Here is a 19,299-nt window from a genome sequence, read left to right as displayed (position 1 = left end):
TGCTTGTCAGTGAAGTACGATTTGGCTAAGGTGATACAGTCCGCTTCTCCAGAAGGCGGCTAGGGGACGAATGTAATGAAACGGACACCTGAATTGCGCGGCGAGGCGCCGGCCTTGCTCCTGGTTGAACTTGATCCTGTCACGGTTATCGACGGCGAGCGCTGCGACGATACCTATCTGGCCGGCGACGTTGCCGCCGTCGGCGCCATGCGCGAATTCTGCCCGGCCTGCCGGCAAGGCCAGCTGCAGCTGGTGCCGCGCCAGGACAATGTGCGCATCGCCCATTTGTTTTGCTACCACTGCACGCGCTGCTTCGGCGCCCTGTTCGAGGATGGCACCCCCGCCTTGTGCGAGTAGGTGTTGTTCCATCCTGCGCTGCTCCCTCATGTATGATGCTGGCTGGTAATAATTACTGATCAAACCAGTCAGGAGGGCGCAGTCCATGAACGACAACAACAAGGCCATCGTCCTGATCGCGGACGCCGCGCCGGACAAGCTGCTGTGGCTGAACGGCCTGCTGCAAGACCTCTACGAAGTGAAGCTGGCCGCCGACGGCCCGGCGGCGCTGCGCATCGCCCAGCAGATACCGCGCCCCGACCTGGTGCTGCTCGACGCCGGGCTGCCGCAGGTGGACGGTTTTGCCGTCTGCCAGCAGCTCAAGCGCAATCCGGACACGGCCGGCCTGCCGCTGCTGCTGATGGTGCCGCCCGGCCAGCCGGAGCTCGAGCAGCGCGGCCATTGCGACGGCGCGGCCGACGTCATCACCGAGCCCCTGGTGCCCGAAACCGTGCTGGCGCGCGTGGGCCTGCATTTGCAGCTGCGGCGTTCGGCCGAGCTGCTGGCCCGCCAGCGCCTGCACCTGGAAGAACTGGTGACGGAAACCACGGTGGAACTGACCATGATGGTGGACGCGGTGATCTGGGCGCTGGCCTCGCTGGCCGAAACGCGCGACCATGAAAGCGCCAACCACATCCACCGCGTGCAGCGCTACGTGGTGGCGCTGGCGCGCGAACTGAAGCACCATCCGCGCTTTAACCACGAGCTGAGCAACCGCAATATCGATTTCCTGTACAAGGCCGCGCCGCTGCACGACATCGGCAAGGTGGGCATCCCGGACGCCATCCTGCTCAAGCCGGGCCGCCTCAGCCCGGAGGAGTTCGAGCAGATCAAGCTGCACACCGTCTACGGCCGCGACGCCATCGCCGGCGTGGAGCAGCACCTGGGCTTTTCCAACGACTTCCTGCGCTTCGCCCGCGAGATCGCCTATTCGCACCAGGAGAAGTTCGACGGCTCGGGCTATCCGCAGGGCCTGGCCGGCGAGGCCATTCCGGTGTCGGCGCGGCTGATGGCGGTGGCCGACGTGTACGACGCGCTCATTTCCAGGCGCGTCTACAAGCCGGCCTTCACCCACGAGACCGCGATCGAGCTGATACGCCAGGGCAGCGGCGAGCATTTCGACCCCGACGTGGTGGACGCCATGCTGATGGCCGAGCAGCGTTTCATGGAAATTGCTGCGGAGTTTCAGGACGCTGTGCAATAAGCGTTGCTTTTGTATATGTAGCCGCAGGGCTATGCTATAGTCGTTTCAGCCCTGCGGCAGGCTGCATCGCCGCGTTTCACGTCGAGCATAGACATGCATTTGCGCATACACGGTTTCCTGGCGTTTGTCCTTGGCATCTGCATTACCGTGTGGGTGTGCATGTTCGTGTCCGACGCCCAGCAGCACAACCTGCGCACCAGCTTCCAGCGCGACACCGACAAGATTGCACGCGACACCAGCGTGCGCCTGCAAACCTATTTCGACACGCTGCTCAGCATCAAAGGCATGTATGCGGTGCGCAACGGCAATGTCAGCCGCGCCGAGTTCAACCATTACGTGCATGAGCTGCGCCTGTCCGAGCGCTATCCCGGCTTCCAGGCCATCCAGTTTGTGCGCGTGGTGCCGGCCGCCCAGCTGGCAGGCTTTGCCGCCGGCGTGCGCGCGGACACCAGCCTGCTGGCGGAGGGCTATCCCCAGTTCACGCTGCACCCGGCCGCCGTGCGCGACCCGCACTACATCATTGAATACAACGAGCCCATGGTGGGCAATGAAAGCGCCTTCGGCTTGGACCTGGCCGCGCTGCCGCCGCACAGAAGGGCGCTGGAAATGGGGCGCGACAGCAACCTGATCATCGCCACCGAGCGCATTACGCTGGTGCAGGACGCCAGCGGCCAGCCCGGCTTCGTGGCGCGCGCGCCGGTGTACCGCAACGGCCCGCTGGACACGGTGGAGCAGCGCCGCGCTGCGCTGATCGGTTTTGTCGCCATCGTGTTCCGTGTCAACAACCTGATGCGCGAAGTGATCGATACGCCCATGCTGGCCCATATGTCGATCCAGATCCACGACGGCGGCTACCTGCGCGACGACACGCCGCTGCCGGCAACGGAAGACACGCTGATGTACGACAGCGCCGGCAAGATCGGCAGCGGCGCGCGCGCCTTGCCACTGCCGGGCCTGAGCACGCAAGCCACCTTCAACGTGGGCGAGCGGCGCTGGCTGATACAGTTCCAGGGCCACGCCGGTACGCGCTACAGCAGCGGCGGCCTGCGCATTGGCCTGATCGCCGCCGCCGGCACCTTGATCAGCGCGCTGATCGCCATGCTGCTGGTGGCCTCGCAGCGCAACAGCGCGCTGGCCGGACAGCTGCGGCGCGACATCGCCGAGCGCGAAAAAACTGAAGCCGCGCTGGTGCAGACGCAGCACGGCCTGGAGCGCAGCCTGGACGAGCTGGCCGCGCAAAAAGCCAACGCCGAGCTGGCGCACCGCGACCTGACGCTGGTGCTGGCCACGCTCAAGCAGGCGCAGGCCAATCTGATCACGTCGGAGAAGATGGCGTCGCTGGGCGCGCTGGTGGCCGGCATAGCGCACGAGCTGAACACGCCCATCGGCAACAGCCTGCTGACGGCCACCGCGCTGAGCGATATGGTGGCCGAGTTCGAGAGCAAGCTGGCCGACGGCGGCGTGAAGAAATCGGCGCTGGACGCGCATCTGCACGACGCGCGCACGGCCTGCGCCATTATCGCCAGCTCGCTGAGCCGGGCGGCGGAACTGATCACCTCCTTCAAGCAGGTGGCGGTGGACCAGACCAGCGGCCAGCGCCGCCGCTTCCTGCTGGCCGGCGTGGTGGGCGACGTGCTGGCCACCTTCGCCGCGCAGCTGCGGCGAGCCAATTGCGAGGTAGTGGTGGAGGTGCCGGAGCAGCTGGAATTCGATTCCTATCCGGGCAGCGTGAGCCAGGTGTTGAGCAATCTGATCAACAACGCCATGCTGCACGCCTTCGAGGGCCTCAACAGCGGCGTGATACGGCTGCGCGCCGTGGCGCAGGGCAACGGCCAGGCGCAGATCGAGTTCAGCGACGACGGCGTGGGTATGTCGGCGCGCACGCTGCACCAGATCTTCGATCCCTTCTTCACCACCAAGATGGGGCAGGGCGGCTCGGGGCTGGGCATGAATATCGTCTACAACATCGTGACCGGCGTGCTGCACGGGACCATTGCCATCCAGTCCGAGCCCGGCCAGGGCACCACCGTGACGCTGGTGCTGCCGCTGGTGGCGCCGGCGCGCGATGGCGATGAAGGCGAGGGTGAAGGGCCGGGCGCAGGGCAAGGCCTGCGCCGGGCGGCGCTGACTCAGCCGTAGCGGGCGCGCAGCAGCTGCAGCATGGCCACGTTCAGTTCCCACTGGTTCGCCACCGGCTGGCCGGTGTAGGGCAGGGTTGGCAGATAGGGCGCGGGGCCGAATTCCGGCGTCATGGTCATCACCTCGGCGCCGGCGGCGCGGCGCAGTGCCACAATGCGGTCCCACCATTGCAAGTGCGCCTGCAGCGCATCGGCCGCTTCCGGCGCGCGGAAGTCCGCCACTTGCGGACCCTGCGCGTGGCCCACGCGGGCGTGGATGTGGCGCACGTGCGGCAGCGTGGCGGCCAGCGTGTCCGGCTGGTCTTCCAGCAGCGATTCGCAGGCGCAGCACCAGTGCGACAGGTCGGCCGTCAGCTGCAGCTGCGGCAGCTTATCCAGGTAGGGCAGCAGCAGCATCGGGTGTCCGCTGAAGCGGCTGCGGTGGATTTCGTGCACGATGGGCACGCCGTGCCGCTGCGAGATGGCGTCCGCCAGCGCGATCAGCTCCAGGTTCTGCTCCTGGCTGTAGAAGTCCTTGCCGGTGTGGGTGTTCACCAGCAGCGGGCGCGCCGCGCAGGCGTTGTGCAGCAGCTCGGCCAGCGCCGTCTTGTGCGCGTCGAACTGCGGATGGAACACGGTTTCCCACTGCTGGGCGATCAGGGCCAGGCCGGCGTCCGCAATGCGGCCGGTCCAGTCCGCGCGCGCGGCCGGGTCCAGCGGCAGCGACATCTCTATGCCGTCGAAACCGGCCGCCGCCACCTGGTCGACAAACACCTGCGGCGCCAGCTCGTTGCTGCCCCAGTGCGGGGCGAAGATCTTGATCTGCATGGCCGGTCCTTAGATAAAACCGCGCACCGGGAAGTCGGCGCCGCGCTGTATCCAGTTCTGCGGCGAGTATTCGGTGCGCGCGTCGGTGGCATGCAGCGTGTAAGCGTGGCGCGACACGGCCGAGCGGTTGGGTGCGCTGTAATGCGGCAGCAGGCCGTGGAAGCACACCAGGCTACCCGCCTTGCACTCCAGCGGCACGGCGGTGGAGTCGTCCGGCCACGGCGTGGCGTCCAGCTTTTCCACGCGAATATTGTCGCCGTTGCGCACAAAGCGCTCGCGCAGCGGCGTGCGGTGGCCGCCCGGTTCCGCCCACAGGCAGCCGTTGTCCAGCGTGGCGTCTTCCAGCGCGAACCAGAAGGTGGTCACGCTGATGGGCGTGGTGTCGAAATAGGTGGCGTCCTGGTGCCAGCGCACCTCGCCGCCTATGCCGGGCTGCTTGAAGATATACATCGACTGCCACACCTGGGCTTCGGCCAGGCCCAGGTCGCGCGCCACGGCGGCCAGCTTGGGATCGGCCGAGAAGGCGCGGAACACCGGGTCCAGGTCGTGCATGGCGTGGCCGATCTTGTTGATCGACAGTTCCTTGGCCTGCTTCAGCTGGCCGTCCGGGCCGAAGGCTTCTTCCTCGAAGAAGCAGCGGATGGTGTTGTCCGAACGCAGGAAATACTCGTCGGCCTTTTTTTCCTGGTCCTTGGTGGTGAAGATGCCTTGCGCCACGCTTGGATCGAATTCGTTGACAATCTTGGCGGCGCGCTCGCGTAGCGCGGCAATCTCCGCCAGGCTCTTGAAGCCGGGGATGACGATGTAGCCATCGCGCTCGTATTGTTGCTTTTGTGCTTCGTTCAGCATGGCGGGGACTCCCTTGATATGGATGGTGCGCCATTGTACGACTGCCCCGGCGGCGTCACAATCGGCAAACGGTTGACACATTGTCTGCAAAATGAAGACAATGGCGCATGGATCAGCTCAGAGCAATGGAAATATTTGTGGAAGTGGCGCGGCTGCGCAGCTTCAGCGAGGCGGGCCGCCGGCTGGGGCTGACGCGCGCCATGGTCAGCAAGCACATCATGCAGCTGGAGGACAAGCTGCAAGCGCGGCTGCTGCACCGTTCCACGCGGGAAGTGAGCCTGACCGACGTGGGCCAGGCCTATCTGGAACCGTGCATGGCCACGGTGGCGCAAGCGCGGGAAGCCGCGCAAGTGGTTACGGGTGCGCGCGAGGCGGGTGGCCAGCTGGCCGGGCCGCTGCGCATCCAGGCGCCGTCCAGTTTCGGCAGCATGTGGCTGGCGGACGCCTTGGCCCGCTTCAGCCTGCCGCATCCGCAACTGACGCCGCTGCTCTACGTGGACGACGCGCTGCTCGACCCCATCGAGCACGGTTTTGATCTGACGATACGCGTGGGCGGCATTCCCGACAGCCATGCGCTGGCAATGCGGCCGCTGGCGCCGTGCAAGGGCGTGCTGTGCGCCAGCCCGGACTACCTGGCGCGGGCCGGCAAGCCCGCGGCGCCGGAAGACCTGGCGCAGCACCGCTGCCTGCACTTCAGCCATTTGACGGACGGCGCCACCTGGCACTTCAGCCAAGGCGAGCGGCGCACCTCGGTGCGCATCGACGCCGCCTTCACCGCGAACAACGGCCTCGTGCTGCACCAGGCCGCCTTGCGCGGCCTTGGCATTGTCTACAGCACCACCTTCCTCGCCTGCGAAGCGCTGCGCGACGGCACGCTGGTGCCGGTGCTGGAGGACTGGGAGCTGCCGCTCAACTACCTGAGTGCCTTGTATCCCGCCAGCCGCCAGCCTTCGCCCAAAGTCCGCGCGCTGATTGACTTCCTGGTGGCGGAATACCAGCCGGTGCCGCCGTGGGATAAGGCGCTGTTGGTTGAGTGAGCCGCTTATTATTAAATATCAAATTAGTAGTTATTAATTTTTTAAAGTTAATCAATATTTAATTGACTCGCAGGAAATTTTTGAATAAATTACGCCTCGTAAATAATTAAAATTTCCCAAGAGGCTGCTAAATTGAAAGTATTTCTCCGATTGGCTTTGGTGTTTTGTAGTTGCTTCTTTGTAAGCCCGATTTTTGCGCAGGATAGTGACATCCCACGAGTTTTTGTGCCGGGGGACAGGTGCGACGGCTATGTGGGAGCGATGAAATATGCGTGCCAAAATGGTCGAGATACTTTCTATGAGGCCGGCGGTGGTAGCACGCCGTCGACCGGTGGCGGCGGCGGAGGTGGCAGTCCCGCCACCCAGGAACAGCAGAAGCCGTCAACCGCATCAGATTCCGGAACTTCCGCGAAGACCTGCAAGCCGGTCATTTTAGCCACCGGCGAGAAAGTCAAAGAGGAAATAGATTTCGTCGCGCACGGCGCGTATGGGCTTGGCGTATCCCGAATGTATCGCAGCAAGCAGACCAGCGGCGCGATGTTCGGCCCCAACTGGATGTCGAGCATCGAGGTTCCCCGGGTGATGTTCACCCTGGCTGGCTGCTCCGTCAAGCAAACCGGAGACTGCATTCCAGAGACCGTCACCATCGCCCAGCCGGATGGGACCAAGTTCACCTATAAGTTCAGCAATATCGTCTTGGCCGCCTCGATGTCCTCCGCTGAGAAGACCAGGGCCAGCCGGGCCCGTACCCTCATCAAGGCACCCGTCAAATCCGCCACCACGATGGCGGAAGGCGATACCTATGTCTATAACGTCGGCGGTTCAGCCTCCACCGGAGAGCTTTGGTATACGCCGAATAATAGCTGGATCCTGATCAAGGATGAAATCGAATACTATTATGATGCAAGCGGCTATATTATCAGCGTGCTTGAAAACAGCGGTGTCGGCGTCAGCTATACGTACGTCAACGGCACATCCCGCGTGGATAAAATTACCCACACCAACGGTAAATTTATCCAGCTGACGTACGGTAGTAATGGGCGCGTGAGTACGCTGAAGGATACGTCGTCCAAGATTTGGACCTACGGCTACAACACCAATGGCATGCTGACCTCGGTTACCGCGCCGGTGCAAGCAGGTCAAACCGCCGACGTCCGGGGTTATCTGTACGAAAACGCCGATCCGACTTTATTAACCGGCATTACCATTAACGGCGTCCGCTACAGCACGTACAGTTACTATCCCGATAAGCGTGTCAGTCAAAGCTCACTGGCGGGCGGCGAAGATAGCGACAGCTTTGTTTACGGAACGAACAAAACCACGGTAACGAATGCACTCGGGCAGCCTACGGTTTATAACTTTACGGCTGTGCTGGGCGAGCAAAAAATCAGTTCCGTCGAACGCACGGGCACATCGACGTGCGGCGCTTCCAGCGCGAGCACCTTCTACACGGCCCAAGGCTACATTGACTATACGCTGGACTGGAAAGGCAACCGCACGCAATACAACGTCGATGGCGCCGGCCGGATTCAAAGTGTGACGACCGCCTATGGCACGGCCGATGCGCTGACGGTAACCAATGTCTGGTCGGGAAACCAGATCGACCATGTCGATTTCATCGGCACGAATGGGGTTGCCTATGCCCGTACCACCTACGGCTACTACAACTCCGGCGTGGCGAACGGCCGCATCTCCAGTATCACGATGGACGACCTGAAGACCGGCAAGCAGAAGAAGACCACTTACGCCTACACCTTCAACGTCAACGGCACGATCGCCACCAAGACCATCACTCGCTCCCTGCCAGCGGGCGCCTCGTCGGTCACGACGATCACCTATGACGTCTACGGCAATATGGCAACGCGCACTAACGGGCTGAACCAGCAAGAGTCCTGGAGCAACTACGATGGGCTGGGGCGCCCGGGCACATACACCGATATCAATGGCGTGAGCACGACCCTGGTGTTTGCGCCGAATACGAATTTGCTCAGCACGACGTTGACCGTGCCCGGCGGTGGGACGCGAACGACCACCTTCACGTATAACAACAACAGGCAGGTCACCGACATCAATTTTGGCGATGGCCGCGTCAAACGCTATCGCTACAACGCTGCGACCAGGCTCTACCAAACTGGCGATGCGCTCGGCAAGTTCGAGACCGTGGCGATTAACGCTCCCAATAAAACCGTTACCAGCAGTTCGGAACGGCATGTCGCCGCCGGCAGTACGCCCACTGCCTCTGTATCCGGCAGCTTTAGCTCCACCACCGCGCTCGATTCGCAGGGGCGGCCGTACACTGCATCCGGCAACGCGGGCCAGCTGGTGAACTACCGCTACGATCTCAACGGCAATCTGGAGAGCATGACCGACGCGGCCAGCCACGTCACCCGCTACGAGTACGACGCGCAGAACCGCCTGACCAAGAGCACGGCTGCCGATGGCGGGGTGACCACGCTTTCGTACGACAACGACGGCATGCTGGAGTCGGTGCAAGATCCTCGTCTGCTCACGACCACGTACACCTACAACGGCTTTGGCGATGTGGTCTCGCGCACCAGCCCCGACACGGGCACCACCACCTACGCGTACGACAGCATAGGCCGGCTGTACACGGAGACACGGGCGGACAACGTCACCATTACCTACGGCTGGGACAAACTGGACCGTCCCACCACGCGCACGAGTGGCGGCACTGCCAACATCTTCACCTATGACGAAGGCACCTACGGAAAAGGCCGCCTGACCCGCACCAACGACGGCACGGGCCAGATGACCTTTACATACAACGCCGCCGGTGAGCTGACCAGCAAGGCCAATGAAATCTACGGCAGCACCTACACGAACGGCTGGACCTACGACACCGTCGGCAGGCTGAGCACCATGACTTATCCGTACGGCCTGGTGCTGACGTATGCCTACGACAGCTATGGCCGCGTTTCCGGCATCACCAGCAACCTCGCCGGCGCGTCGGCCACGCTGGCTACCAACTTCCTGTACCAGCCTGCGAACTTGCAGCGCTATGCCTGGCGCTTCGGCAACGGCTTGCCGCGCCTGGTAACGCTGGACACGGATGGCCGCATTGCGCAGATGAGCAGCAGCGGTGTGCACAACGTCACGCTGGGCTATAACAATGCAGACCTGATCAACAGCCTTACTGACGGCGTGTACAGCGCCATGACGTCCGGCTTCGGCTATGACGCTGCGGACCGCATCAACGCCGTGACCCGCAGCAGCGACGCGCAGAGCTTTAATTGGGATAGCGTAGGGAACCGTACCAGCCAGAGCCGGCAAGGAACGGCTTATACCTTTACGCCCGACACGCAAAGCAACCGGCTCGCCTCCTGGAGCGGCGGCGGCAAGTCGCGCAGCTTTGGCTACGATGCGATCGGCAACGTCCACACCGAAACGCGCACCGATGGCAACCGTGTCTACGACTACGACCTGTTCAACCGGATGAGCGCGGTCACCATCAGCGGCGTGCAGGTCGGCGACTACCGCTCCAACATTTACAACCAGCGCGCCTATAAAAACATTGGCGTGGGCACTGCCTACGTGTATGGACCGCAGGGGGAACTGTTGACCGAAACCGGCGCCACGCCAACCAGCTACGTTTGGATCGGCGGTGAGTTGCTGGGAATCGTGCGGAGTGGCCAATTCTACGCCAGTCACAATGACCACCTTGGCCGGCCCGAGGTGCTGAGCAATACCGCCGGTGCAGTCGTTTGGCGCGCGGAAAACGCGGCGTTTGACCGCAAGGTAGTGGTGGATACCGTTGGTGGCTTGAATGTCGGCTTCCCTGGACAGTATATCGATAACGAAACTGGGTTGTGGTATAACTGGAATCGTTATTACGACGCCGCACTTGGTCGCTATCTCCAAAGCGATCCGATCGGCCTTGCGGGCGGTATCAATACCTATGCATATGCGCTTGGTAACCCAATTTCTCACATTGATTCGAGCGGATTGGATACATATCTGGTTAACAGGGACTTGCAGGTTTTTGGGAGCTCCGCACGAAGCATGTCCAATCCGATAACTCATACATTTGTCGCTACAACTGGCAGTGATGGGGCTATCGATCTGACGTACAGCTGGGGAAATGACGCGAACTTGCGCGGATGGAATTTAAATCAACCACTCGACCTGAAGACCGCTCAGCAGGCATTGAAAGATGGTCTCGCGCAGAGGGTTGGTGATGCCACATTGGACCCATTTGTTCGGTTGGCATTCGACACTATGAACAACGAGAGGAATAAACATTCAAATGGAATCGTGACCAACAATTGCAAAAGCGAGGCGGCCAAGCTATTGGATCTGGCAAATCGCCTTCGCGTGAAAATCCCGGAGTAGAATGGAGGTGGTGATGAATGAACTCTGTATGATGTTGGGGGCTATTAGTTTTTCCCGTATCCTCGCTGCATCCGTTCTTATCCTATGTGCGTTGATTGGAGGATACCTCTGGGTTTTGCCGATGCTTGGAGAAAATAATGGAACCTACATACCTTTGATGGTTGGGCTGCTTTTTTTGTTTTCATATAATGGATGGGTTTTTTATTCTGGATTTAAAGGAGCAGCACTGATTGGGATTATCCTCTCCATGGCTGTTGGTATGGCCACCGCAGGTGTGGCTCTGCTTGTTTTTCTGGGATTTGTGCTGAATGTGCGTGGCTCGTGACGCGCCTGGCAGGCTGCTGAAATACCGCCTCAACAAGGCTGCCGAGGCGGTTCATCCAATGGTAGCCTGACACCCTCCTACGCATATATTGAGGGAAATTCATTGTGCCGGATTGATCCGACGGGGCTGGAACAATATGATATTGATGCTGCAGAGAAGACTGCAAGAGAGCGTCTCCCTAATCCCGGTTCGTAGTCCTTGAAGGTCTTCTTGGCCTGGATCGTCTCGCCCTCTGCTGCGGGTATGACGTCTTCCAACCTCGCCATGCCTTCACGCTTGAGCAGGCGGGCCAGGCCCGAGCGCGACACGTCGGCATTGATGTATTGCTGGGTAATGTAAAGCAGGTCGTCCAGTGGCAGATACAGCGTCTGGCGCAGCGACAGCACGATGGCTTCCTGGCCGGCGCTCAAGGTCGTATGCAAGGTGTGAGCACGGTGGGAGCGGTCTTGGACATCGTCGCGCTTGAGCCACTTGGCCGCCGTGGCGCGCGTGATGTTGAATACCTTGGCCGCCTCGCGGTCAGACAACCCTGAATTCTTGATTTCCTGGCGGATTTTCGGGGTGGTGCGGGCTTGTGGATGAATGCGCGTGCTCATGTTCTCAATGACTCCGGGACGATCTTCTGGTGGCCTGATGATCGCTGTGCCATGTCCGCGATCAACTCGTCCAGCATAGCCTTAGCGCGAAACAAAGGCCAGCTGCGACGAGGAATATGATCGCACGGAACTGCACACCTACGCATATGTCGATGGCAACCCCGTTAGCAATGTGGACACAGGAGGGTTGCAGCAAGTGATGCCTCAGGGGACGATGTATCGAGAGACTGGCGACATCAACGGACAGATTTGGATTGGCAATCAGATGCGAAATGGTGCGATTCAGAATTTCAGTTCAAGAACGCGTAATGCCTACGATGCCTGGGGTCCTAAGGTTCAGTCGGTCCGCTTGGTGAGCGGCACCTATGTTCCGCAGCCGCCGCTCCAGTGCTCTGCATCCAACCCGACTGGTGCCGCCAGGCTGCCGACGACTGGCCCAGTAATGTCGTCGCCGGGCCAGGGTGGCTCGACAACTTGCCTGCAATGGGGCTTGGCGATGGTGCAATAACGATGGACCTCTTTGTCACCGTCATCCAGATTCTCAAGGACCTTCTCGGTAGCCTGAACCCATTGCGCTTATTCAAGCCGGGTTATCGAGATTCGTTCAGAGAGGTTTGGCGACAGGAGCCTCTTATCTTCCGTATCGGCTATGTCCTTGGAACAGTCGGCCTGCTCGTTTTGATTGCGCTGCTAATGCTGTGGTTCGTGCAAGGCCCTCAATCTTGAGTCCCTAGGGCGGGGTCGAATTGGAGTCGCTGCCGCAGGACAGCGTGCGGGCCCGGCAGGCGCCGGGGCCTGACGCGAAGGAGCACCTGCCCCAGCGGGTTGCCCGCAGCGCCGGAGGGCCGGCAGCATTGAGGCGCGGTCTAAGCGCGGGTGCGGCCCCAGCCGCACGATGTTGACGGGACCGCAGCCCACACAGTGGGCGTGAGGTATGCCGTCGACGGAGCGAAGCACAGGAAGCCAACCCGGACGAAGACTGGACGTCCAGCCACGAAGCGAGCGCCGGCGGTGCACGCTGCTCGGCGTATGCCTACGACAGCTATGGCCGCGTTTCCGGCATCACCAGCAATCTCGCCGGTGCGTCGGCCACGCTGGCTACCAACTTCCTGTACCAGCCGGCGAATTTGCAGCGCTATGCCTGGCGCTTCGGCAACGGCTTGCCGCGCCTGGTGACGCTGGACACGGATGGCCGCATTGCGCAGATGAGCAGCAGCGGCGTGCACAACGTCACGCTGGGTTATAGCAATGCAGACCTGATCAACAGCCTCAGTGACGGCGTGTACAGCGCCATGACGTCCGGCTTCGGCTATGACGCTGCGGACCGCATCAACTCTGTAACCCGCAGCAGCGACGCCCAGAGCTTTAATTGGGATAGCGTAGGGAACCGTACCGGCCAGAGCCGCCAAGGAACGGCCTATACATTTACGCCCGACACGCAAAGCAATCGGCTCGCCTCCTGGAGCGGCGGCGGCAAATCGCGTAGCTTTGGCTACGATGCGATTGGCAACGTCCACACCGAAACGCGCACCGACGGCAACCGTGTCTACGACTACGACCTGTTCAACCGGATGAGCGCGGTCACCATCAGCGGTGTGCAGGTCGGCGACTACCGCTCCAACATCTACAGTCAGCGCGCTTACAAAAACATCGGCGTGGGTACTGCCTACGTGTATGGACCGCAGGGGGAACTGTTGACCGAAACCGGCGCCACGCCAACCAGCTACGTTTGGATCGGCGGTGAGTTGCTGGGAATCGTGCGGAGTGGTCAGTTCTACGCCAGTCACAATGACCACCTTGGCCGGCCCGAGGTGCTGAGCAATACCGCCGGTGCAGTCGTTTGGCGCGCGGAAAACGCGGCGTTTGACCGCAAGGTTGTGGTCGATACGGTCGGAGGATTGAATGTCGGTTTCCCTGGGCAGTATGTGGATGCCGAAACTGGGTTGTGGTATAACTGGAACCGGTATTACGATGCTGCGCTTGGACGTTATCTACAATCCGATCCCATCGGTCTTGCTGGCGGCATAAACACCTACGCCTATGTTGGTAGCAACCCCCTCAGTTTTGTGGATCCTTCCGGGCTGGTCATGGTTACGCTGGGCGGTTCCTTCAAGGTTCCTTTCGTTGGGGGAGCAAACTTCTCGGTTGGGGTCTCGTACACTGACGGTAAGTGGGACGCAGGAGTAATCGTTACTTCCGATATTCCAGGCCTCGGTGCCGGACGTATGCTTGGCAGAGCTGCGGTTGAGCTTGGTGTTCAGAAGGGCGATTTTTGTTCAAACGATCGCGCGACGCAACAAAACTTTCAAATTGGGGCGAAGGCTTATGGTCTGAGCCTGCAGCGGGATACCTCAGGTGTGAGTGGCGTGGGGGTTTCTTTTGGCCCACAGTTCGGAGCGCAGGTCTCAGCTCAGCAGAGCGCTACTTTGTCAGTTAGGAACAATCTGATACCGTTCCTAAAAGGCCTATAGAGACCTCGACGCTATGAACGACCTAAAAATTGCGATGACAGTAGTTGCGATATGCACGCCGGCGGTGTCATCGCTGGCGGCGTTTGTTTTTTACACGGTGCGGTACACTCGGCTACGGCTAGCTCGTAAAACGGCCTTGGTTGACTATCTGCATGATTTCGCGGGAAGTTGGACACGATTAGTAATGCGCGCCGATCCACCCGAGGAGCAATACTATTTGCGCAGAATGCTACTTGCCGGAGCCATCTTCGCGGCCTATGTGTTGATCGTAATGCTCGTGGTAGGATCGTATTGAACGGCAACGTGATGGCATGGAGTCAGGTCCGACAATCGGACACGGACTGATGGGTAGCTAAATCGGCCACGCCTGCAGTCCTCCTTCTTCAACAAATAAAGCCGTCCCCAACCCGCTGCTTCACGCGCGGGTTCCGGGTACGGCTTTTAATTTTTTAGCGGCTAAGAAAGTACGCTATCTTCATGGGGCTCCCAACGGAAATGTTTTGAGATACACCGCAAATGGAAGGGCTTTCGATGGAAAAATAGAAAGTATCGGAAGAATCAGGTAGGAACCGATGGGCAAACGTACTGCTCCTAGAGGAAGCACAAAATGAGAAGTGTATCGGCATGGCTGCTATCTGTTCTTTTGGCATTGACGATTGGCGGCGCCGTGCACGCGGACGAACCCCGGGATGTGTCGATAATCCAGTTGATCACCACTCCGGAGCTGTTCGATGGAAAGTTGGTCCGCGTTATTGGGTTCATGCACCTCGAGTTTGAAGGCGACGCTGTCTATCTGCACCGGGAAGACTTTGAATATTCGATGGAGAAGAACTCACTGGCGATCGAGTTGAGTGATTCGCAAGGGCGCTCATGGCGCAAATTGAACAATCACTACGTGATTATCGAAGGTCGTTTCAGCGCTACTGCGCAGGGCCATTTCGGTGCGCGTGCGGGATCGCTTCAGAATGTCATCAGGCTGGGTAACTGGTCCGTTAGACGGTCGTCGCTTAAACGGGATAGAAATAAGTTGTTAGCACGATAGTGATGTCGGACCTTTACATACAACGCCGCAGGCGAGCTGACCAGCAAGGCCAATGAAATCTACGGCAGCACCTACACGAACGGCTGGACCTACGACACCGTCGGCAGGCTGAGCACCATGACTTATCCGTACGGCCTGGTGCTGACGTATGCCTACGACAGCTATGGCCGCGTTTCCGGCATCACCAGCAATCTCGCTGGCGCGTCGGCCACGCTGGCTACCAGCTTCCTGTACCAGCCTGCGAACTTGCAGCGCTATGCCTGGCGCTTCGGCAACGGCTTGCCGCGCCTGGTGACGCTGGACACGGATGGCCGTATTGCGCAAATGAGCAGCAGCGGCGTGCACAACGTCACGCTGGGCTATAACAATGCAGACCTGATCAACAGCCTCACTGACGGCGTGTACAGCGCCATGACGTCCGGCTTCGGCTATGACGCTGCGGACCGCATCAACTCCGTGATCCGCAGCAGCGACGCCCAGAGCTTTAATTGGGATAGCGTAGGGAACCGTACCGGCCAGAGCCGCCAAGGCACAGCCTATACATTTACGCCCGACACGCAAAGCAATCGGCTCGCCTCCTGGAGCGGCGGCGGCAAGTCGCGCAGCTTTGGCTACGATGCGATCGGCAACGTCCACACCGAAACGCGCACCGATGGCAACCGTGTCTACGACTACGACCTGTTCAACCGGATGAGCGCGGTCACCATTAGCGGTGTGCAGGTCGGCGACTACCGCTCCAACATTTACAACCAGCGCGCCTATAAAAACATTGGCGTGGGCACTGCCTACGTGTATGGACCGCAGGGGGAACTGTTGACCGAAACCGGCGCCACGCCAACCAGCTACGTCTGGATCGGCGGTGAATTGTTGGGAATCGTGCGGAGTGGCCAATTCTACGCCAGTCACAATGACCACCTTGGCCGGCCCGAGGTGCTGAGCAATACCGCCGGTGCAGTCGTGTGGCGCGCGGAAAACGCGGCGTTTGACCGCAAGGTGGTGGTGGATACCGTTGGTGGCTTGAATGTCGGCTTCCCTGGACAGTATATCGATAACGAAACTGGGTTGTGGTACAACTGGAACCGCTATTATGACGGCACGCTTGGACGCTATCTTCAAAGCGACCTGATCGGTCTTGCTGGTGGGATCAACACATATTCCTATGTGGAAGGGAATCCGATCGGCAATATCGATCCGCAGGGGCTGGCCGACATGAACTTGTTTAATCCCCGAGGGCTTTATCATGATGAGGTTACTTATCCAGGTGGAAATGGTTGGTCAGCACCTTGGGCCTACACAGTGGCCGACCACGGAAATCCAGGAAATATGGAGGATCGGCGAGATGGAATTAGAGCTATTTTCCCTCATGATCTTGCAGAAATGATTCGCAATGATCCGAATTGGAAAGGTAGACCCGTAATTTTAGGGGCGTGTAATACTGGAGTCTCAGTGAATGGAAAGCCTTCATTTGCACAACAGTTAGCTAATAAACTTGGTGTGGATGTGACTGCGCCGCTGAATTTTACTTGGTATGACCTCTCAGGCTTGCGAGGATCTGGTCCTTACCCAAGCGGTCCTCCGCAAGGTGTTCCTGGTTCTTGGAAATCTTTTTCTCCTACACTCAAATGAAGATAATTACATTTTCTATTGTTTTTTTATTTTCGCTTTTGGTTGGGTATGCGATTTTAAAAAAGGAACCAAATCCTATGGCTGTAAGCCCCAGTTCAGAATTTAATTTGACTTCGAAAGAGATTATTGATCTTGAAATAAGTGCACGTAACGGGGATTGTCAGGCAGCCTATGGGCTAGCTAGGTATCACGCTAACTTTACACTTAAATCCGTAGACGCAATAATTTGGTTTCGTGAGGCCGTGAAATGCCCTGGGATCAATCAAAAGTTGGAATTAATTGCCTTATTGATTGGTGATGAAAATCTCATGCATAAAGCGGAAATTGATAATTTAATTCATGAGATAGGTAAAGCAGATCCCGCAGCCGCTAAGCGAGCCGAAGAGGCCGTGCAGGCATCGAACGATGCTCGGCGGCGTGATGGTAAAGAGCGGTAAACGTTGATCCCTTGCTCGAATATTTTGAAAACGAGTTTGGGCCTGGGCGCAGCAGCGGGACATTAGCCGTACTGAAAATATGGGCCCATCCGCGTAAGTGTGTAGGCTTTATAATACCTAATTGGAGCGGTAAGTGAGTGAGTTTGAACAAATTGCGGTTTCTTGGATAAATCTGCATCACGCAGAGCTGAACTCAGATGAATACATTGAGGAATTTTGGTCTTTTGATAAATTATCGGATTTTTGTAGGAAAAGGCCACATGATTCGTGGAAAGTTATAGTAGAAATATACGAGAGAAATTCGGGCAATAAGGTTATATCCAACCTGGCCGCAGGGCCTATAGAAGACCTTTTGGTGTATCATGGAAACTTAGCCTTGATTTTAATTGATCAGTACTGCCATGAAGAGCATAAATTTGTTGAGGTTATGAAGCTGATTTGGAAAAATTCCATGTCGGATGAGGTTTGGGGGCAGCTTCAAAGATTGATTCATAATCACTCTTAGGTTGGGTAACTGGGAGGTCAATAGGGCGAGAAAAATCCGTCAAAACGGCAAATGGGAGTCGTTCAATCCGCTATTTTCGTCCCTGCCGGCTATCCATTTATTGGAGTGGGCGGCGGTGTGCTCCATATTTGGCCTTCTGGGGACCAATGATCAGTGTCTGTAGTATTGGATTGTTGTTTGTTTTGGAAAGAATTTTATATCCACGATTTTTTCTTAAATGAAAAATATTGTGGTAAACGCCATGGCGTTTTTTTGACAAATGCAAGCCTTGCGTTGCGTATTGGAACCAGTCGGGTACCGACGCCGATGTCAGCGTGTGGCGATACGCATTTGTCATGGCTTGGTCCAAATTCTAGAAGCCGCGTAGGCTTACACCCGCCAGGCCCCATCCTGATACACCCTTTCCTCACCCAGCCAGACCGCCTCGGTCACGGCGAACACGTCCACGTGGTAGCGGGCGTCCTTGCGCTTGAATTGCGGTTTCTGGTACTGGCCGTGCTTGGCGCCCAGCGATAAATGGATGCCGCACATGCGCTCGTAGGTGCCGATGTCGCTCACCAGCCGCTCGCGCGAGAAGGCGCGGTTCATGCCGAAGCCCAGCTCGCGCAGCCACACTTCTCCTTCGTGGGCGCGGATGATGTCCAGCATGTTGTCGAACTCGGGCGTGGAGTCGATGGCGCCGGTGACGCGGCCGTTTTCCACGATCATGGTGATGGGCTGGGCCGGGTGGTTGACGTGGAAGGAGGTGTCGCCGAATACGAACACGCGCACGCGGCCGTTCACCGCTTCCAGGTCCTGCGCTTCGGTGAACACTTCGCCGATGGGGAACTGGCCGCCCACGTTGTTCATGCCGCTGTAGTCGCCGATGTTGAGCTTGGCCGCTTCCAGCGGCGAGTCGAAGCGCAGCAGCGCGCCTGCGCCGCTGTCCACCACGGCCGACGGCGCCGCGTTGATGCGCGCTTGCAGGGCGCGGCCCACGCCGCGGTAGTAGGCCGGGTCGTAGGCCAGCGAGGCGATGTAGTGCAGCCCCTGCTCGCCCGGCATGCGCGACAGGTGCACGTGCTCGATCACTTTCAGGCCGCGCTTGAACAGTTCGATGCGGATGCGGAACGCTTCCAGGCGGAAGCTGGTGGACTGGATCAGCACCACCAGGTCGTGCTGGCCCAGCTCGGCGAACGCGGCCAGCACGTCTTCCGGCGCCACGGTGTCGAAGTCGATGAAGCGGCCTTCCGGCAGGGAGCGGCGGTAGGCTTCCGTCAGCGCCTCGTTCAGCGCGCAGCGCCGGTCGTACACCACCAGCGCCCGCTGCGGCGGCGCGTATTCGATGGCCCCGGCCAGCAGGTCGCGAACGTTGACCGCCGCCGTGGCGATGGCGTCTGCGGGGAGGGCGCCGAGCGGCGCGGACGGGGGAAGTGGGGCCGACTGTGTCATTTTTTAATCAGAAGTAATACTTATTGGAAGCACGAGCATTATATGCCCTGCATATTCCTTGTACAGCGCAAGGGAGCGGCGTAGAATCATTGCAATATAGCCGGACGGCAACTTTACAGATTCGGCGTCACATTACAGGCTGGAG

The 19,299-nt window shown here is 59.2% G+C and carries 16 protein-coding genes and 1 pseudogene; 13 read left to right on the top strand and 4 right to left on the bottom strand.

Annotated features, from left to right (window positions below; genetic code table 11):
- Window positions 1–75 precede the first annotated feature (75 nt).
- The 3 genes from AC07S4_RS26000 (at window position 76) to AC07S4_RS25990 (ending at window position 3,679) form a co-directional block, all read left to right on the top strand.
- Window positions 76–357, top strand: a complete 282-nt coding sequence (locus AC07S4_RS26000; protein WP_494989359.1) for a hypothetical protein — start codon at window positions 76–78, stop codon at window positions 355–357.
- 85 nt (window positions 358–442) lie between these two features.
- Window positions 443–1,540 (top strand): HD domain-containing phosphohydrolase, encoded by a 1,098-nt coding sequence (locus tag AC07S4_RS25995; RefSeq protein ID WP_494989358.1) that lies wholly within the window; start codon window positions 443–445, stop codon window positions 1,538–1,540.
- 93 nt (window positions 1,541–1,633) lie between these two features.
- Entirely contained in the window at window positions 1,634–3,679 is a 2,046-nt protein-coding gene (locus AC07S4_RS25990; protein ID WP_494989357.1) for a CHASE domain-containing protein, read from the top strand.
- On the opposite strand, the gene AC07S4_RS25985 is transcribed toward AC07S4_RS25990, so the two are convergent.
- Both AC07S4_RS25985 and AC07S4_RS25980 read right to left on the bottom strand, forming a co-directional pair.
- A complete protein-coding gene (locus AC07S4_RS25985; RefSeq protein WP_494989356.1) occupies window positions 3,670–4,485 on the bottom strand; it encodes a sugar phosphate isomerase/epimerase family protein in 816 nt (271 codons plus the stop codon). The two genes, AC07S4_RS25990 and AC07S4_RS25985, sit on opposite strands and share 10 nt — an antisense overlap.
- 9 nt (window positions 4,486–4,494) lie before the next feature.
- Entirely contained in the window at window positions 4,495–5,334 is an 840-nt protein-coding gene (locus tag AC07S4_RS25980) for a phytanoyl-CoA dioxygenase family protein (RefSeq protein ID WP_494989355.1), read from the bottom strand.
- 125 nt (window positions 5,335–5,459) lie between these two features.
- Here AC07S4_RS25980 and AC07S4_RS25975 point away from each other — a divergent pair, with 125 nt between their 5' ends.
- The 3 genes from AC07S4_RS25975 (at window position 5,460) to AC07S4_RS25965 (ending at window position 11,046) form a co-directional block, all read left to right on the top strand.
- Window positions 5,460–6,371, top strand: coding sequence for a LysR family transcriptional regulator (locus AC07S4_RS25975; protein WP_494989354.1), 912 nt, complete (start codon window positions 5,460–5,462; stop codon window positions 6,369–6,371).
- Between the two features lie 132 nt (window positions 6,372–6,503).
- The gene (locus AC07S4_RS25970) at window positions 6,504–10,721 is read left to right on the top strand and encodes an RHS repeat-associated core domain-containing protein (RefSeq protein ID WP_494989353.1); all 4,218 of its coding nucleotides are present in this window, start codon (window positions 6,504–6,506) and stop codon (window positions 10,719–10,721) included.
- Between the two features lie 13 nt (window positions 10,722–10,734).
- A complete protein-coding gene (locus AC07S4_RS25965; RefSeq protein WP_494989352.1) occupies window positions 10,735–11,046 on the top strand; it encodes a hypothetical protein in 312 nt (103 codons plus the stop codon).
- A gap of 182 nt (window positions 11,047–11,228) precedes the next feature.
- Here AC07S4_RS25965 and AC07S4_RS25960 read toward each other — a convergent pair.
- Window positions 11,229–11,642: pseudogene (locus tag AC07S4_RS25960) on the bottom strand (IS481 family transposase); the annotation flags it as partial.
- Window positions 11,643–12,029: 387 nt separating this feature from the next.
- Here AC07S4_RS25960 and AC07S4_RS25955 point away from each other — a divergent pair.
- The 7 genes from AC07S4_RS25955 to AC07S4_RS25925 all read left to right on the top strand — a co-directional run bounded on the left by AC07S4_RS25955 (window position 12,030) and on the right by AC07S4_RS25925 (window position 17,723).
- Entirely contained in the window at window positions 12,030–12,368 is a 339-nt protein-coding gene (locus tag AC07S4_RS25955; RefSeq protein WP_494989351.1) for a hypothetical protein, read from the top strand.
- A 401-nt stretch (window positions 12,369–12,769) separates the two neighbouring features.
- Window positions 12,770–14,113: an RHS repeat-associated core domain-containing protein gene (locus AC07S4_RS25950; protein ID WP_494989350.1), complete on the top strand. Its 1,344-nt coding sequence runs from the start codon at window positions 12,770–12,772 to the stop codon at window positions 14,111–14,113.
- A 13-nt stretch (window positions 14,114–14,126) separates the two neighbouring features.
- On the top strand, window positions 14,127–14,408 hold the full coding sequence (locus AC07S4_RS25945) for a hypothetical protein (protein WP_494989349.1): 282 nt from the start codon (window positions 14,127–14,129) through the stop codon (window positions 14,406–14,408).
- 312 nt (window positions 14,409–14,720) lie between these two features.
- A complete protein-coding gene (locus AC07S4_RS25940; RefSeq protein ID WP_494989348.1) occupies window positions 14,721–15,155 on the top strand; it encodes a hypothetical protein in 435 nt (144 codons plus the stop codon).
- 117 nt (window positions 15,156–15,272) lie between these two features.
- Window positions 15,273–16,781: an RHS repeat-associated core domain-containing protein gene (locus tag AC07S4_RS25935; RefSeq protein WP_494989347.1), complete on the top strand. Its 1,509-nt coding sequence runs from the start codon at window positions 15,273–15,275 to the stop codon at window positions 16,779–16,781.
- Window positions 16,751–17,218, top strand: coding sequence for a hypothetical protein (locus tag AC07S4_RS25930; protein WP_494989346.1), 468 nt, complete (start codon window positions 16,751–16,753; stop codon window positions 17,216–17,218). The genes AC07S4_RS25935 and AC07S4_RS25930 overlap by 31 nt, the downstream gene beginning before the upstream one ends.
- Window positions 17,219–17,351: 133 nt before the next feature.
- Window positions 17,352–17,723, top strand: coding sequence for a DUF6869 domain-containing protein (locus AC07S4_RS25925; protein WP_494989345.1), 372 nt, complete (start codon window positions 17,352–17,354; stop codon window positions 17,721–17,723).
- Window positions 17,724–18,092: 369 nt separating this feature from the next.
- Here AC07S4_RS25925 and AC07S4_RS25920 read toward each other — a convergent pair whose 3' ends face one another.
- Complete coding sequence (locus AC07S4_RS25920; RefSeq protein ID WP_494989344.1) at window positions 18,093–19,154, bottom strand: M29 family metallopeptidase; 1,062 nt, start codon at window positions 19,152–19,154, stop codon at window positions 18,093–18,095.
- Window positions 19,155–19,299 lie beyond the last annotated feature (145 nt).

Source organism: Pseudoduganella sp. GW821-FHT05F09, from assembly GCF_059419605.1.
The sequence above is the reverse complement of the archived record's forward strand: the minus strand, read 5'-3'. Positions and strand labels throughout refer to the sequence as shown.

Coding starts and splice junctions, on each gene's coding strand:
- AC07S4_RS26000 (WP_494989359.1), top strand. CDS start 76: ATGAAACGGACACCTGAATTGCGCGGCGAGGCGCCGGCCTTGCTCCTG.
- AC07S4_RS25995 (WP_494989358.1), top strand. CDS start 443: ATGAACGACAACAACAAGGCCATCGTCCTGATCGCGGACGCCGCGCCG.
- AC07S4_RS25990 (WP_494989357.1), top strand. CDS start 1,634: ATGCATTTGCGCATACACGGTTTCCTGGCGTTTGTCCTTGGCATCTGC.
- AC07S4_RS25985 (WP_494989356.1), bottom strand. CDS start 4,485: ATGCAGATCAAGATCTTCGCCCCGCACTGGGGCAGCAACGAGCTGGCG.
- AC07S4_RS25980 (WP_494989355.1), bottom strand. CDS start 5,334: ATGCTGAACGAAGCACAAAAGCAACAATACGAGCGCGATGGCTACATC.
- AC07S4_RS25975 (WP_494989354.1), top strand. CDS start 5,460: ATGGAAATATTTGTGGAAGTGGCGCGGCTGCGCAGCTTCAGCGAGGCG.
- AC07S4_RS25965 (WP_494989352.1), top strand. CDS start 10,735: ATGAATGAACTCTGTATGATGTTGGGGGCTATTAGTTTTTCCCGTATC.
- AC07S4_RS25945 (WP_494989349.1), top strand. CDS start 14,127: ATGAACGACCTAAAAATTGCGATGACAGTAGTTGCGATATGCACGCCG.
- AC07S4_RS25940 (WP_494989348.1), top strand. CDS start 14,721: ATGAGAAGTGTATCGGCATGGCTGCTATCTGTTCTTTTGGCATTGACG.
- AC07S4_RS25935 (WP_494989347.1), top strand. CDS start 15,273: ATGACTTATCCGTACGGCCTGGTGCTGACGTATGCCTACGACAGCTAT.
- AC07S4_RS25920 (WP_494989344.1), bottom strand. CDS start 19,154: ATGACACAGTCGGCCCCACTTCCCCCGTCCGCGCCGCTCGGCGCCCTC.